The sequence below is a fragment of the Ralstonia sp. R-29 genome (assembly GCF_049913345.1).
Taxonomy (GTDB): domain Bacteria; phylum Pseudomonadota; class Gammaproteobacteria; order Burkholderiales; family Burkholderiaceae; genus Ralstonia.
On the sequence record NZ_CP184377.1, the window covers coordinates 1,699,983 to 1,714,985 of the forward strand.

Sequence of the window (15,003 nt, forward strand, 5' to 3'; positions counted from 1 at the left end):
GCCCAGCACACACAAGGAACGAACATGATTGTCTGCATCGGAGCCGGCCCCGGCGATATCGGCTACCTGCCGCAACGCTCCGCCGAGCTGATCCGCAACGCCGACGTCGTCGCCGGCTTCAATGCCGTCGTCAACGTCGTGCAGCCGCTGATTCCCGACACGGCCGAGGTCGTGCTGATGGGCTACCGCGACCAGGTCGCCCAGCTCGACAAGGTGGCGCAACTGCACCACGCCGGAAAGAACTGCGTGGTCGTGTTCATGGGCGACATCCACTTCAGCGGCTTCCAGTATCTGGAGCGCGTTGAGCGCGCGTGTGGTCATCCGGTCGACACCATTCCGGGGATATCGTCGGCGCAGATTCTGGCGTCGCGCGCCAAGGTGTGTTTTGACGAAACCACCTTCATCACCTTCCACCGCCGGGGGGATCTGACGCCGTTCAAGCGCCACCTGGTGCATGTGCTCGAAGACCAGCGCAACGCCATCGTCATCCCCTGCCCGTGGGACGAGGCGCGCTCGTTCATGCCCTGGCACATCGCCGCGTACCTGCTGGAAAATAGCATCCCCGCGCAGCAGCCGGTGGAGGTGTGGGAGCACCTCACGCAAAGCGAAGCGCAATGGCGCGGCACGTTGGCTGATTGCGCGCATCAGCGTTTCTCCGATATGAGCATCATGTTGATCCGCACCCTGCAACCCATGGCGAGCCAGATCGAGCCACCGCCGGAGGCATCGTGAGCGCGCGCGACGACTACGCCATCGTCCTGGCCGGACACGGCAGCCGGGACCCGGACGGCATCGGCGAATTCAATGCGCTGGTCGACTTGTTACGCGAGCGCGCTGGCGGCCGAACCGTCACGCATGGATTTCTGGAATTCGCCACGCCGACCATCGACGAAGCCGTCAACGCTGTCATCGCGGGAGGCGCGCAGCGCGTGGTGATGGTGCCCGGCGTGCTGCTGGCCGCCACGCATGCGAAGAACGACATGCCCAGCGAGCTGCTCGCGCTGCAGCAGGCGCACCCGGGCGTCGACTTCCATTTCGGGGCGGCGATGGACTTGCACCCGAAGCTGTTGCAGCTCTGCCGAGAACGCATCATCCAGGCAGAAGCGCTGTCGGCGAATACCGTGGCGCGCGCCGACACCTGCCTGGTGGTCGTCGGGCGCGGCACCTCGGACCCCGATGCGAATTCGGAGATCTCCAAGGTTGCGCGCATGTTGGAGGAAGGGCTCGGCTTCGGTACGTCGTTCGTCTGCTATTCCGGCACCGCACGGCCGCTGGTGGCCGATGGCCTCCGGGCAGCAGCCTTGCTCGGGCACAAGCGCGTCGTCGTGCTGCCCTACTTTCTGTTTGATGGCGTGCTGGTCAAGCGCATCTACGCTGCGGCCGATGATCTTGCTGCACGCCATCCGGAACTGGAAGTGCTCAAGGCCGGCTATCTTGGCGCGCACCCGCACGTGGCCGATGTCTTTCTGGAGCGCGCTGCAGAAGGCATCGAAGGCCGCGCCACGATGAACTGCGCGCTGTGCAAATACCGCGTGCAGATCGTCGGCTTTGAAGAACAGGTTGGCACGCCGCAGCAGGCGCACCATGGTCTGGTGCGCGGACTGCTCGGGCGAGACCCAGCGGCGGAAGCCCCCACACCCGCTGCAGCGTGGCCACCGTACGTACCGCACCCGATCGAAGCCGAGAGCATGCGCATCATCGACGAGGGGCGAGACTGGTCCGGCGTGCCCGACGATCACCAGATCGTGCTCAAGCGCCTGGTCCACACCAGCGGCGATTTCGACATCGTCGATGATTTGTATTTCTCTCCCGGCGCGGTCACGACGGGCATCCGCGCGCTGCTGCGCTGCCGCCGCATCGTCGCGGACGTGACGATGGTGCAGACGGGGCTCAAGCGCGCGGTGCTCGATCAACTCGGCATGCAGACGTGGTGCGGCGTGCACGATGAGGAAACACGCCTGCTGGCCGAGGCGCATGGCATCACACGCTCCGCTGCTGGCATCCGGCGCGCATGGCAGAAGTTCGGCAACGACGTCGTCGTGGCCATCGGCGATGCACCCACGGCCATCATGGAACTGGTGCGGCTGGTGCGCGAGCAGGGCTGGCGCCCGCAACTCGTCGTCGGCCTGCCGGTGGGTTTTGTCGGCACGCGGGAATGCAAGGACGAATTGCGCCGACTGCTGCAGGTGCCGCGCATCACCAACCGTGGCACGCGCGGCGGCTCACCCTGGGCCGCATCGGCCATCAACGCGCTGATGATCGCGGCGATTGACCAAGTCTACCGCCAGAATCAGAACCCCATGCCGTGACCGACAACACGCAACGCCGCCCCTTCGATCTCGCAGCGCTGGCCCCGAATGGCCTGCGCCGTGGTCGCACGACCGGCAGTTGCGCAACGGCCGCCGTCAAGGCCGCGCTGCTTCTACTGTTGCGCGGCGAGGTGGTGGACGAAGTCGAAGTCAGCCTGCCCGACCCGGACTACTACCTGGTCGTGCCGGTCGAGCACGTGGAACGCCTGGCAGACGGCTCGGTACGTGCCGACGTGAAGAAATATGCTGGAGACGACCCCGACAATACCGATGGCGCGACGATCTTCGCCAAGGTTGCAATCAACCATCAAAGCAAGGTGCGCTTTCTCGCCGCCGAGGGCGTCGGCATGGTCACGCAGCCCGGCCTGCGCGTGCCACCGGGCGAAGCGGCCATCAACCCCGTACCGCGGCAGATGATGCAAATGGCCGTGGACGAAGTCCTGAACGGCGCAGCCAACCCCGGCTTCGACCTTGCCATCGGCTGCGTCGACGGCGAGAAGATTGCCAAGCGCACCTTCAACCCGATGCTCGGCATCGTCGGCGGCATCTCCATCCTGGGCACCAGCGGCATTGTCGAGCCGATGTCGCTGGCGGCATGGATGGCGTCGATCGAGGTATATATCCGCGTCGCGCTGGGCGACCAGCCGGACGCCATCGCCTTCACCCCCGGCAAGATCGGGCGCAGCTTTGCCGCTGACACGCTGGCCTTGCAGAAGAAAGAGGTGGTGCAGATCGCCAACTTCGTCGGCGCGTCGCTCGACTATGCCCAGCAAGCGCTGGACGAGTCGCAAACGCGCCTGAAAACGCTCTGGGTGCTCGGGCACCCCGGCAAGCTCGCAAAGCTGCTGGACGGCGTGTGGGACACGCATTCCAGCAAGAGCGGCATGGCCATGCATTCCGTGGCGGCCGTGGCGGTCGAACTCGGCTTTGCCAGCGCACTCACCCAATCCATAGAACACGCCAATACCGTGGAAAACATCGTAGAAATCATGCGCAATGAACCCGCCGCGCAAGCGTTCTGGACCCACGTCGAACAACGGCTGGCCGCGCTGATGCAGCCCAAAGTGCCGAGCGTCGACCGCGTGGCGGTGCGTCTGTTCGCCATGGATGGCACCCCGCTGGGAGCCGCAGCATGAGCACGCTTGGCCAATTCGTTGGCGTGGGCGTCGGGCCGGGGCCCGCGGGGCTGATTCCGGTTGCAGCACTGGCGGCCTTGCAGAATGCCGACCGCATCTACCTGCCGCGTGCGCGTGGCAGTGAAACGTCGGTCGCACGCCAGTGCTTGGCCGGTCTGCCGATTGCGGAAGCCAAATTCCGCGAAGTCGAATTCCAGATGGACCCGGACCGCACCGTCCTGTCGGAGCACTACGGTGCGCTGGCGGAAACCATCGCGGCCGAACTGCGTCAGGGGCACAACGTCGCCTACCTGACCATCGGCGATTCGATGACGTATTCCACCTACGGCTACCTGCTGGCCGCCCTGCGCGACAAGGTGCCCGGCTTGCGCCACACCACGTATCCGGGCGTCACCAGCTTTGCCGCCACCGCAGCGGCGCTGTCATGGCCGCTGGGCGAGGGCAAGGAGCGCATCCTGATCCTGCCCTGCCCCGACGACATGGCCGAACTGCGCGCCGACATCGAAAGCCATGACATCGTCGTGTTGATGAAGATCGGCGCACGCCTGCCGGCCGTCTTGCAGTTGCTGAACGCGCTGGGCATTGCCGAGCACTGTGCATTCGCACGCCGCATTGGCCTGTCGGGCGAGGTGCTTTGCGACGATGTATCGCAATTGAACGCCGATGCCAGCGGCTACCTCGCCACCATGCTGATCCGCCGTACCGCCAGAGAGAAACGTCACGCATGAAAGTGTTTTTCATTGGTGCCGGCCCCGGCGCCGCCGACCTCATCACGCTGCGTGGCAGCCGCATCCTGGGGAGCGTGCCGATGGTGCTGTATGCCGGCTCGCTGGTGCCGACCGAGATGCTGCAACACTGCCAGCCGGACGCCGAGAAGTTCGACACGGCCGAGTTGTCGCTCGATGCGCAGGAGGCGCTCTACCGCCGTGCGCAACTCGAAGACAAGGATGTGGCACGGCTGCATTCGGGTGACCCGTCCATCTACGGTGCCACCGCAGAGCAGATGCGCCGGCTGGAGAAGCTCGGCATCGAATACGAGATCGTCCCCGGCGTGTCGTCGTTTACCGCAGCAGCAGCCGCGCTTGGCAGCGAACTGACGCGGCCGATGGTCTCGCAGTCCGTCATCCTGACGCGGGTGTCGGGCCGCGCATCGGCCGTGCCGGAGCTGGAATCCGTCCTCCGCTTTGCCGAACATCAGGCGACGATGTGCATCTTCCTCTCCGGCCAGCGCCTCAAGCAGACCGTGGCGGACTTGCTGGTGCACTACCCGGCGGACACCCCAGCGGCACTGGTGCGCCGAGCAAGCTGGCCCGATCAGGCCATCCACCGCAGCACGCTGGGCACGCTGATGAGCGAGGTGCAGAACAAGGATTGGCTGCTCACCACGCTGCTGCTGGTCGGCCGCGCACTGGCGCATGAGGACGGCGTGGAGTCCAGTCTCTACGCCGCCGGCTTCACGCATATCTTCCGCGATGGGACGGACCGCAAAACGCGGCGCCCACGCAAGCCGCGCACGGCAGGCGCGTCGACAGGAGAACCGGCATGAGACCGGTCGCCATCTGGCTAACGCGCAGCGATGCCCTCCCGCTTGGCCGCCGACTCGCCGCCGGGCTGGATGCCGACCTGTACCAGCCCTGGCTACACGCCGATGAAAGCCCACGCGAGCACTTTCGCCGGCACTTCCGCCTGCACCGGCAGTGGGTCATGGTGAGCGCGAGCGGCATCGCCGTGCGCTACCTCGACGGCCTGCCGCAAAGCAAATACGAAGACCCCGCCGTGGTGGTTCTCGACGAAGGCGCGCGTTTCGCCATCCCCCTACTGAGCGGTCACGAAGGCGGCGCCAATGCACTCGCCTACGCGGTCGCCAGGCTCACGGGCGCAACCCCCGCCGTCACCACGGCAACCGAAGCGCTCAAACCCCTCACACTCGGCATCGGCTGCCGGCGCGGCAAATCTGCCGAGGCCATCGAGCAAGCGGTCGTGCATGCATTGGGGGGACGCAGCCTGACCGAAGTGCGGGAAGTCGCCACGATCGACCTGAAGGCCGACGAGGTCGGGCTGCTGGCGTTCTGCGCGCATCACCAGTTGCCGTTGCGCGTGATTGCACAGGCCGATGTCGCCACGCGCGCCTGGGTCGGCCAGCCATCCGACTGGGTGCAGCAGCAGATCGGCGTGGACGGCGTGTGCGAGCCGTGCGCACTCATCGCCAGCCCGCGAGGGCGACTGATCGTGCCGAAGACCGCACTGGACGGCGTGACTGTCGCCATCGTTGAAGACCATCCGCACCACATTGAACAAGACTGACCCCACCATGACCGGCAAACTCTATTTAGTCTCCGTCGGCCCAGGCACACGCGAGTTGATTCCGCCGATGGTGGAAGCTGCTCTGCAGGCCAGCGATGTGATCGTCGCCTACGAGCTGTATCTCACCTGGATTCAGCCCTGGATCGCGGGCAAGACCATCCACACGCTGCCGCTGACCCAGGAGCGCGATCGCGCCCAACTGGCTATTGCACAAGCACGTGCAGGCAAGACCGTGGCGCTGATCTCCAGCGGCGACATCGGCATCTACGCCATGGCGGCGCTGGCCTTCGAAGACATGGCCGAGGACGACCGCTACGACGTACAACTGATTCCCGGTATCACCTCGGCCAACGCGTGTGCATCGTTGCTGGGCTCGCCGCTGTCGCATGACTTCGCCACGCTGAGCCTGTCTGACCTGCTCTGCCCTTGGGCGTGGATCGAAACGCGCGCGCGCCATATCGCCCAGGCGGATCTCGCCGCCGTGTTCTACAACGTGCAGAGCAAGCAGCGTCAGGAAGGCGTCTACCGCGTCCTCGACATCATGCTCGAGCACAAGCGCGCCGAGACCCTGTGCGGCATCGTGCGCAATGCTTATCGGGAAGACCAGACTGTCGAGATCATCACGCTGGCCGAATTACGCACGCGGCGTTTCGACATGCTGACCACGCTCGTGATCGGCAACCGCTTCACCAAGCGCAAACGCGGCTGGATCTACACGCCACGCGGTTATGGCAACTGGGACGACGCACCGGACACCATCACCGCCAACCACCTGCCCCACGGCGCGACCTGGGTGTTCTCCGGCACTAGCGATGGCAATGCCCTGGCGCGGGAGATCGTGGCGGCGGGACATCAAGCTGTTGTGTCCACTGTCAGCGAATACGGCGCTGAGCTCGCGGCACAAACCTGCCCTGGCGCCACGCCCCTCGCCGGCCGCCTCGGCATTGAGCGCCGGCGCGAACTGCTGCGAGACACCCGCGCCCGCGCGATTGTCGATGCAACCCACCCTTATGCCGTAGAGATGTCGCGGCAGTTGATCGCACTCTCCCGCGAACTCGATCTGCCCTACCTGCGCTATGAGCGTCCACGCACCGCCGCCGTACAAGGCGCGGTTCGCGCGGCGTCGATCGAAGACGCGACGCAGCTGGCCATGCAGCACGGAAAGCGCATCTTCCTGGCCACGGGCTCTAAAGACCTTGCGCACTTCGTGCAGGCGCCTGGCGCGTCGGAACATCAATGGTTCGTACGCGTGGCGCCAGACCCACAGCACCTGCAGCGCGCCATCGACGCCGGCATCCCACGCGCGCATATCGTCGCCATGCAGGGCCCCTTCTCCCAGGCCGCCAACGAAACGCTGTGGCGCGACTGGGCGATCGACTGCGTGGTCACCAAGGATTCCGGCGACGCTGGCGGCTATCAAGCCAAAGCGGCTGCGGCCGAAGCGCTCGGCATTCCGCTCATCGTCATCGACCGGCCCAGCCTCGACTATCCGGCCGTGGCCTCCGATTTCGCCTCGGTGCTGAACACGCTGCAGGAGTTGCACGCATGAGCCAGCCACGCATTCCCGTCACCGTCATCACCGGCTTTCTCGGCGCCGGCAAGACCACGTTGCTGTCGAATCTGCTGCACGACTGCAAGCAGCGTCGCCTCGCCATCCTGGTCAATGAATTCGGCGAAGTGTCCATCGACGGCGCGATCCTGCGCGAAGGTGACCACAAAGCCGGCGAGGTGGAAATCCACGATCTGTCCAACGGCCTGGTGGCCTACGACGACGACGCGGATTTCCTGCCGACCATGCAAGCGCTCTGGGAGCGCCGCAGCCTGATCGACCATGTGCTGATCGAAACCTCCGGCCTGGCGTTGCCGACTGCCGTGATGGAGCAACTGCAAGGCGAAGCGCTGGCGCCCTACTTTGTACTCGACGCCACGCTGGCGGTGGTCGACACGCCGTTGCTGTTGGCGGGCGAATTCAGTCAGGCCAGTACTGCGAGCCAGCCGGAACTGGGTCAACCGGTGGCCCACCTGTTCGAACAGCAACTGGCCAACGCCGACATCGTGGTCTTGAACAAGATCGATGCGCTCGACGAGCCCGCCATGCTCGACGCCGAGGCCCGCGTGCGCGCGCTTGCGCCGTCCATCCGCTTTATTGAGTTGGCGTACAAGGCGAAGCTGGATACGCGTTTGACGCTGGGGCTGCGTCTGCACGAGCCGGCGGATGCTGGTGCGGGGCATCAACACTACGGGCCGGTGGCGACCATGCCGGGCTTGAAAATGCGCCCGCTGGCCAACCAACGCCTATTCGATGGCCACAGCCACGGCAGCCTTGGCGCCCACAGCCACGGGTTGAGCACACACAAGCATTTTCATGAGCAGGATCCGGGCTGGTTGTCGTTCATGCTGCGCAGTACGCAAGCGCAAGACGCCGACACGCTGCGCGAGGCCATCACCACCATCGCGCGCAGCGAACCGCTGCTACGCATCAAAGGCTTCGCACCACCGGTCAGCGGCGACGGCCGCTTGCTTGTGCAAGGCGTACGCAGCCGGATCGAGCTGCGGCATGAAGCTGATGCCGCACCGGCGCGGCACGCACAACTCGTCTTCATTGGCTATCACCCAAGCCGCACGCGTGTTCTGGAAAAGCTGAACGCGTTAACAGGCACCGCATGGCGCTAAGTGGACGACCAGCAAACGAACACCGGAAGGAACACACCATGCAGACCGACCCGACCGCACACCAGCGCATGACCGAGCGCCGCAAAGCCGGCTTCGAAAAGAAGAAGGCCGCGGCCACGCTTGAAAAGGGCTTGCTGATCGTCAACACCGGCACTGGCAAGGGCAAGAGCAGCGCCGCCTTCGGCATGGGCCTGCGCGTGGTTGGCCACGGCATGCGCCTTGGGGTGGTGCAGTTCATCAAGGGCGCGCTGCACACCGCCGAGCGCGACCTGCTGGGCAGTTTTCCGAACTGCGACTTCCTGACCACCGGCGATGGTTACACGTGGAACACTCAAGACCGCGATGCCGACGTCGCCACCGCCCGCAAAGGCTGGGACGAAGCGTGCCGCATGATCCTGAGCGGCCGAGGTGACGAAAACGACTACGACATGGTGATCCTCGATGAACTGAACATCGTGCTGAAGTACGACTATCTGCCGCTCGAGGAAGTACTGGCCGTCTTCGCGCAACGCCCGCCTGCCATGCACGTGGTGGTGACCGGCCGGCACGCACCAGAGGCGCTGATCGAGGCCGCCGACCTCGTCACGGAGATGCGCCTCGTCAAACACCCTTACCGCGAACAAGGCGTCAAGGCGCAGCAAGGGGTTGAGTACTAAGCCATGTCCACGCAGAACACCCCGCGCGCCTGTCCCGCGTTGTTCCTGACTGCACCCGCATCGCATCAGGGCAAGACCACGCTCACCGCTGGCCTTGCGCGCCACCATCGCGATCAAGGGCGCAATGTCCGCGTGTTCAAAACGGGGCCGGATTTTTTGGACCCGTTCATCCTCGAACGTGCGTCCGGCAACCCGGTGTATTCGCTCGACCTATGGATGACCGGCGAGGCCGATTGCCGCCAGCGGCTATACGATGCCGCCGCCAGCGCAGACCTGATCCTGATCGAAGGCAGCATGGGGCTGTTCGATGGCACGCCATCGAGTGCCGACCTCGCCGTGGCGTTCGGCGTGCCGGTCGTCCCGGTGATTGACGTGAGCGGCATGGCGCAGACCTTCGCGGCGGTCGCCCATGGCTTGGCAACGTTCCGGCCCGACTTGCCGTTCCACGGCGTCGTCGCCAATGGCGCGGCCAGCGCCCGCCATGCCGAGATGCTGCTTGAGATGCTGCCGCCATCGCTGCGTTGTGTCGGCGCGGTGATGCGCGACGACGCCATGACGCTGCCCGAGCGCCATCTCGGCCTGGTGCAGGCACAGGAGATCGACGACCTCGAATCGCGCATTGCAGCGGCGGCTGCGCGCATTGCGGAAACCCAACTGGTCGAACTGCCGCCGCCAGTGGTGTTTGCTCCTGCACCCGTGGCGCCCGTGCCACCGCTATTGGCGGGCGTGCGGATCGGCGTGGCGCGCGACATGGCGTTTTCGTTTCTCTATCCGGCCAATCTGGAATTGCTTGCCGCGCTGGGGGCGGAAGTCGTGTTCTTCTCGCCGCTGGCAGATGAACCACTGCCCGCCGCCGATGCGGTTTACCTACCGGGCGGCTACCCCGAGCTGCATCTCGAAACGCTCAGCACCAACGGAGCCACGCGGGCTTCGCTGCACGCGCACGTCGCGGCCGGCAAGCCGCTGTACGCAGAATGCGGAGGCATGCTTTACCTGCTCGATGCATTCACCGATCGCACCGGCACCACGGGCACCATGCTCGGCCTCTTGCCTGGTCACGGAACGCTGCACAACCGGCTTGCCGCGCTCGGCCTGCAATCCGTCGAGCTGGGCGGCGAAACATTGCGCGGTCATGCCTTCCACTATTCGACCTTAGAGACAACGCTTTCGCCTGCCACGCGCGCGCGCCGCGCCAGTGGAACGGCTGCAGGCGAAGCCGTCTATCGCCACGGCAGCATCGTGGCCAGCTACCTCCACGGCTATTTCCCGTCCAACCCGAAAGCCACCGCGGCGCTGTTCAAGCTATGAGCCGACATCGCTACAGCCAGGGGGAAATCGATGCCGTCTATCGCGTCATCCGGGAGCGGCGCGATGTGCGGCATTTCCGGCCCGATCCGATCGCGCCCGACGTGCTGCAACGCTTGCTGCATGCCGCGCACCTCGCGCCGAGCGTCGGCTTCATGCAGCCCTGGCGCTTCATCCGCATCACCGACACGTCACTGCGCACGCAGATACACGCCCTGGTCGACGCCGAGCGCAGGCGCACGGCTAACGCACTCGGTGAGCGTGAAGACGAGTTCATGCGCCTCAAAGTGGAAGGCATTCTGGATTGCGGCGAAGTGCTGGTCGCCACGCTGATGGATGGACGCGAGCGCCACATCTTCGGCCGCCGCACCATGCCCGAGATGGACCTCGCCTCGGTCGCCTGCGCCATTCAGAACCTGTGGCTGGCTTCGCGCGCCGAGGGCATCGGCATGGGCTGGGTGTCGCTGTTCGATCCGCAGCAACTTGGGGCGTTGCTGCAATTACCGGACGATGCGCGGCCGGTGGCCGTTCTGTGTCTGGGCCATGTTGACGGCTTTTATGAGAAGCCCATGCTGGAACAACAAGGCTGGGCCGAACGGCAACCGCTCGCAGACATGGTGTCTGAAAACACCTGGAAGACGGCGTAACCGTTCTCTGAACAATCTTTGGCGCCTCGGAAAGCGGAAGATATCGCGCGCTGACACAAGTGCTACTGCCGATGTCGCTGCAGCCTGTCCACCTCGCGCCATTCTTTCAGTAGAACCTGCCTACGACGAGGGTAGCGCTCCGGCTTGACTGTCAAAGCGGAGATGCGATCCGTTCTAAAGTGACGGAACTCTTGCCTGAGTTCGCACCACCCGGCAAGCATCCGAGCGTCATCAAAATAGCCCAATGCAACGGGCCAGATCGTTCGCTCTGAACTGGAGCCATTCAGGTCCAAATATTGGATGAGGACCTTATGTTCGACGCGAATGGCCTTTCGAATTTGCGACAGATCGATGGCCTCTGTTTCGGTGTGCTCCCCTTTCCCGACCATCAATGAATTGGTATCCAGCGCGGTCCGCAGGTGTTGGGGCAAAACAAAAGCAATCTTCGATAACGCGCCTTTTGCGGCTCGACTCAACTGGAGGTCGGCACGCTCGGACACCCACCGAGAGCCCAAGACAAGAGCCTCGATTTCCTCCTCGGTAAACATCAATGGCGGCAGCATAAAGCCAGGGCGCAAAACGTAACCAAGCCCGGGCTCGCCTTCAATGTTGGCGCCTTGGGCCTGAAGCGTTGCGATGTCTCTGTAAAGCGTACGGATGCTGATCCCAAGCTCTTTGGCCAAATGGCTGCCCGTCACCGGGAAGCGATGGCTTCGCAGGGCCTGCATCAGATCAAATAGTCTTTCGGTGCGAGACATGGGTGGCTTTGTGGGTGCAGTGATCTGGGCGAGATCCTGCCATCATTTGGCAGCAACCCCAAGAACGGATTGCCTCATCGCTACTGCCAGTTTCCGTCAGCATGCAGCAAGACAATGCGCACCTTGATCACTCACCAAGGAACGCAAAGCATGCGCCTTTACTACCATCCCGCATCCACCTGCAGCCGCCGAGTACGGATGGCCGCGCATCACCTCGACATCAAAGTCGATCTCGTGCTGGTCAATTTGTTCAAGGGAGAGCAAAACGCTCCTGAATTTCTGAAACTTAACCCGAACCATCGGGTTCCAGTGCTCGAGCATGATGGATTTGTTCTTTGGGAGTCTTACGCCATCATGCAGTACTTGGCAGACATGGCCCCTGGCCAAACCATTTATCCCGTCGAACCCCATGGCCGCGCCGATGTTAATCGCTGGCTCTTTTGGTGCGGGCAGCATTTCATGCCGGGCATCGCCATGCTTAACTGGGAGAACTCGATCAAGTCTTTGGCTGGAATCGGTTCGCCCGACCCCACTGAGGTCGCTCGCGGGGAGCAGCTCGTGATTGAGGCGGCAACAGTTCTTGATGCGCACCTTAGCAATAGAGAGTGGATTTCCGGCACCGGCCTTTCCCTTGCCGATTTTGCGATAGCCGCACCGCTGGCTGACCAACACAACGCCAAATTCCCCGTCACCGGTCTACCCAACCTGCAGCGATGGTTCACGCAAGTTCAAGCGCTTGATGCTTGGAAGCAGACGGAAGCCGGTGCGCTATAGGCTCAAGGCGTCAGACAGGCCCGCATGGCCCTGAAAATGCAAAACGGCTTGGCAGTCACCAAGCCGTTCTTGTCCCAATGTGTCCAAACTCGAGTTTGGACGGCGGACGAACTGAGAACCCTGTATCGAGCGATTTAAGGCGCCACCGAATGCTGGACTAGACCGGTGGCCTACCTCATTGACTGATCGTGGCGCTTATTCCCACTCAATCGTTGCGGGCGGCTTGCCTGACACGTCGTACACGACCCGGTTCAAACCGCGCACTTCGTTGATGATGCGGTTCGATGCACGGCCCAGCAGCGAATACGGCAGATGCGCCCAGTGTGCCGTCATGAAGTCGGTGGTCTGCACGGCGCGCAGTGCCGTCACGTAGTCGTACGTACGGCCATCGCCCATCACGCCCACGGACTTGACCGGCAGGAACACGGCAAACGCCTGGCTGGTCAGGTCGTACCAGCTCTTGCCGACATCCGCTTCGGTGCACAGGCCGGCAGTCGCATCTTGCGCCGTGGCCTTGGTGCCGCGCAGTTCTTCGATGAAGATGGCATCGGCACGACGCAGCAGGTCTGCGTATTCACGCTTGACCTCGCCCAGAATCCGCACACCCAGGCCCGGGCCCGGGAACGGATGGCGATACACCATCTCGTGCGGCAAGCCGAGTGCCACACCCAGCTCGCGCACTTCATCCTTGAACAGGTCGCGCAACGGCTCGAGCAGCTTCAGGCCCAGCGTTTCCGGCAGGCCACCCACGTTGTGGTGGCTCTTGATGGTCGTTGCCTTCTTCGTCTTGGTGCCGCCCGATTCCACCACGTCCGGGTAGATCGTGCCCTGCGCCAGCCACTTGGCGTTGGAGAGCTTCTTGGCTTCAGCCTGGAACACCTCGACAAATTCGCGGCCGATGATCTTGCGCTTGGCTTCCGGGTCGGTCACGCCGGCCAGGTGGCCGAGGAACTGTTCGGACGCATCCACGTGCACGACCTTGGCGTGCAGGCGGCCGGCAAACATGTCCATCACCATCTTGCCTTCGTCCAAGCGCAGCAGGCCGTGGTCGACGAACACGCAGGTGAGTTGGTCACCGATTGCACGGTGGATCAGCGCAGCCGCCACCGACGAATCGACACCACCCGACAGACCCAGGATCACCTCTTCATCGCCCACCTGTTCGCGGATGCGCTTGACAGCTTCCTCGATGTGGTCGCGCATGATCCAGTCCGGCTTGGCACCGGCGATCTCCAGCACGAAGCGCTCGAGCATCGCGCGGCCCTGCAACGTGTGCGTGACTTCCGGGTGGAACTGCACGGCGTAGTAGCCGCGCGCCTCATCGGCCATGCCGGCAATCGGACAGCTCGGCGTGGAGGCCAGCAGCTTGAAGCCCGGCGGCAGCTCGGCAACCTTGTCGCCGTGGCTCATCCACACCTTGAGCATGCCGTGGCCTTCCGGCGTGGCGAAATCCTGAATGTCCTTCAGCAGGCGGGTGTGGCCATGGGCGCGCACCTCGGCATAGCCGAACTCGCGGTGGTCACTCCACTCCACCTTGCCGCCCAGTTGCACGGCCATGGTCTGCATGCCGTAGCAGATGCCCAGCACCGGCACGCCCAGATCCCACACGGCTTGCGGCGCGCGCAGTTGGTGGTCTTCGTAGGTGCTGGCGTGGCTGCCGGACAGGATGATGGCCTTGGGCGCGAACTCGCGCACGAAGGCGTCGGACACGTCGTTCGGATGGATTTCGCAGTAGACGTGGGCTTCGCGCACACGGCGCGCGATCAGCTGCGTAACCTGCGAGCCGAAATCAAGGATGAGGACTTTGTCGTGCATGTTGTGGAGGAATGGAATCGGCAATCGTGTCGACTTCAGTGCCGGGGCCGTAGCCGGGCGGCGGCATGTAACCGGGTTCTTTGCGCTGCGCCTTCTCAAGGCGTTCGCGTTCGCGGGCAGCCACGGCTTCGTCCTTGGCCTTCTGCGCGCGCTCGCGCTCATGGGTGCGCACGCGTCGCGAGGCGGGAATCTGCACGGCCGAGAACAGCGCCAGCACCGCAGCAAACGTCGGCAGCCAGATGCGGCCCGCGCCTTCCACCGGCAGGTGGAAGAACAGCAGCCACACAATCACCAGCACGGCCACAGCCAGGTTCACATGGCCGATGACCTGCGCCACGGCGCTGGTCAGTTGCCCATTGACAGTGGCATACCAGAGCAGCCAGGCCACGCCGATCAGCATGACGCCGAGCAGTTGGCCATACATGGCGGGTTCCGGTTGCGGCAGTTGCAGCGCGCCGAAAATCGATGTCAACGGCGAAGCGAGCAGGACGAGACCGACGCACAGTGCGACAGCCGCATCCAGAAACAGAACGAGACGCAAAAGCGCTTTCATCAGTGTCCCCAGTTGCGGGTGGCCGCCCGTGCGCCGGCCACCGAATTGAATCGGCCGGAGCGCCCGCGCGCCC

The 15,003-nt window shown here is 64.1% G+C and carries 15 protein-coding genes; 12 read left to right on the forward strand and 3 right to left on the reverse strand.

All coding sequences use genetic code 11. The features are described 5' to 3' along the window. Positions 1-24: 24 nt before the first annotated feature. The 11 genes from ACN9M1_RS07970 to bluB are packed head-to-tail and all read left to right on the forward strand — an operon-like array spanning position 25 to position 11,030. Positions 25-732: a cobalt-precorrin-7 (C(5))-methyltransferase gene (locus ACN9M1_RS07970; RefSeq protein WP_426398673.1), complete on the forward strand. Its 708-nt coding sequence runs from the start codon at positions 25-27 to the stop codon at positions 730-732. Further along, on the forward strand, positions 729-2,309 hold the full coding sequence (locus ACN9M1_RS07975; protein WP_426398674.1) for a precorrin-8X methylmutase: 1,581 nt from the start codon (positions 729-731) through the stop codon (positions 2,307-2,309). Before ACN9M1_RS07970 ends, ACN9M1_RS07975 begins: the two co-directional genes overlap by 4 nt. After that, on the forward strand, positions 2,306-3,445 hold the full coding sequence (gene cbiD / locus ACN9M1_RS07980) for a cobalt-precorrin-5B (C(1))-methyltransferase CbiD (RefSeq protein WP_426398675.1): 1,140 nt from the start codon (positions 2,306-2,308) through the stop codon (positions 3,443-3,445). Before ACN9M1_RS07975 ends, cbiD begins: the two co-directional genes overlap by 4 nt. Then, positions 3,442-4,173, forward strand: a complete 732-nt coding sequence (gene cobI, locus ACN9M1_RS07985) for a precorrin-2 C(20)-methyltransferase (RefSeq protein WP_426398676.1) — start codon at positions 3,442-3,444, stop codon at positions 4,171-4,173. The genes cbiD and cobI overlap by 4 nt, the downstream gene beginning before the upstream one ends. After that, positions 4,170-4,991 (forward strand): precorrin-4 C(11)-methyltransferase, encoded by an 822-nt coding sequence (cobM, locus tag ACN9M1_RS07990; RefSeq protein WP_426398677.1) that lies wholly within the window; start codon positions 4,170-4,172, stop codon positions 4,989-4,991. Before cobI ends, cobM begins: the two co-directional genes overlap by 4 nt. Further along, positions 4,988-5,749 (forward strand): cobalamin biosynthesis protein, encoded by a 762-nt coding sequence (locus ACN9M1_RS07995; RefSeq protein ID WP_426398678.1) that lies wholly within the window; start codon positions 4,988-4,990, stop codon positions 5,747-5,749. The genes cobM and ACN9M1_RS07995 overlap by 4 nt, the downstream gene beginning before the upstream one ends. Before the next feature lie 7 nt (positions 5,750-5,756). After that, on the forward strand, positions 5,757-7,298 hold the full coding sequence (gene cobJ / locus ACN9M1_RS08000) for a precorrin-3B C(17)-methyltransferase (RefSeq protein ID WP_426398679.1): 1,542 nt from the start codon (positions 5,757-5,759) through the stop codon (positions 7,296-7,298). Further along, positions 7,295-8,422 carry a CobW family GTP-binding protein gene (locus tag ACN9M1_RS08005; protein WP_426398680.1) on the forward strand — a complete coding sequence of 376 codons (1,128 nt, stop codon included), beginning with the start codon at positions 7,295-7,297 and terminating at the stop codon, positions 8,420-8,422. The genes cobJ and ACN9M1_RS08005 overlap by 4 nt, the downstream gene beginning before the upstream one ends. A gap of 38 nt (positions 8,423-8,460) precedes the next feature. Then, positions 8,461-9,078, forward strand: coding sequence for a cob(I)yrinic acid a,c-diamide adenosyltransferase (cobO, locus tag ACN9M1_RS08010; protein ID WP_426398681.1), 618 nt, complete (start codon positions 8,461-8,463; stop codon positions 9,076-9,078). 3 nt (positions 9,079-9,081) lie between these two features. Next, positions 9,082-10,386 carry a cobyrinate a,c-diamide synthase gene (locus ACN9M1_RS08015; protein ID WP_426398682.1) on the forward strand — a complete coding sequence of 435 codons (1,305 nt, stop codon included), beginning with the start codon at positions 9,082-9,084 and terminating at the stop codon, positions 10,384-10,386. Continuing rightward, positions 10,383-11,030 carry a 5,6-dimethylbenzimidazole synthase gene (bluB, locus tag ACN9M1_RS08020; RefSeq protein WP_426398683.1) on the forward strand — a complete coding sequence of 216 codons (648 nt, stop codon included), beginning with the start codon at positions 10,383-10,385 and terminating at the stop codon, positions 11,028-11,030. The genes ACN9M1_RS08015 and bluB overlap by 4 nt, the downstream gene beginning before the upstream one ends. Positions 11,031-11,092: 62 nt before the next feature. On the opposite strand, the gene ACN9M1_RS08025 is transcribed toward bluB, so the two are convergent. Next, positions 11,093-11,788, reverse strand: coding sequence for a helix-turn-helix transcriptional regulator (locus tag ACN9M1_RS08025; protein WP_426398684.1), 696 nt, complete (start codon positions 11,786-11,788; stop codon positions 11,093-11,095). Positions 11,789-11,902: 114 nt separating this feature from the next. Between ACN9M1_RS08025 and ACN9M1_RS08030 the strand changes: the two genes are divergently transcribed. Beyond that, complete coding sequence (locus ACN9M1_RS08030; protein WP_426398685.1) at positions 11,903-12,562, forward strand: glutathione S-transferase family protein; 660 nt, start codon at positions 11,903-11,905, stop codon at positions 12,560-12,562. 195 nt (positions 12,563-12,757) lie between these two features. Here the strand turns inward: ACN9M1_RS08030 and guaA are convergent, their stop codons facing one another. Together guaA and ACN9M1_RS08040 are read right to left on the reverse strand one after the other, a co-directional pair. Further along, positions 12,758-14,377 (reverse strand): glutamine-hydrolyzing GMP synthase, encoded by a 1,620-nt coding sequence (gene guaA, locus ACN9M1_RS08035; protein ID WP_426398686.1) that lies wholly within the window; start codon positions 14,375-14,377, stop codon positions 12,758-12,760. Beyond that, on the reverse strand, positions 14,352-14,930 hold the full coding sequence (locus ACN9M1_RS08040) for a hypothetical protein (protein WP_426398687.1): 579 nt from the start codon (positions 14,928-14,930) through the stop codon (positions 14,352-14,354). The genes guaA and ACN9M1_RS08040 overlap by 26 nt, the downstream gene beginning before the upstream one ends. Positions 14,931-15,003 lie beyond the last annotated feature (73 nt).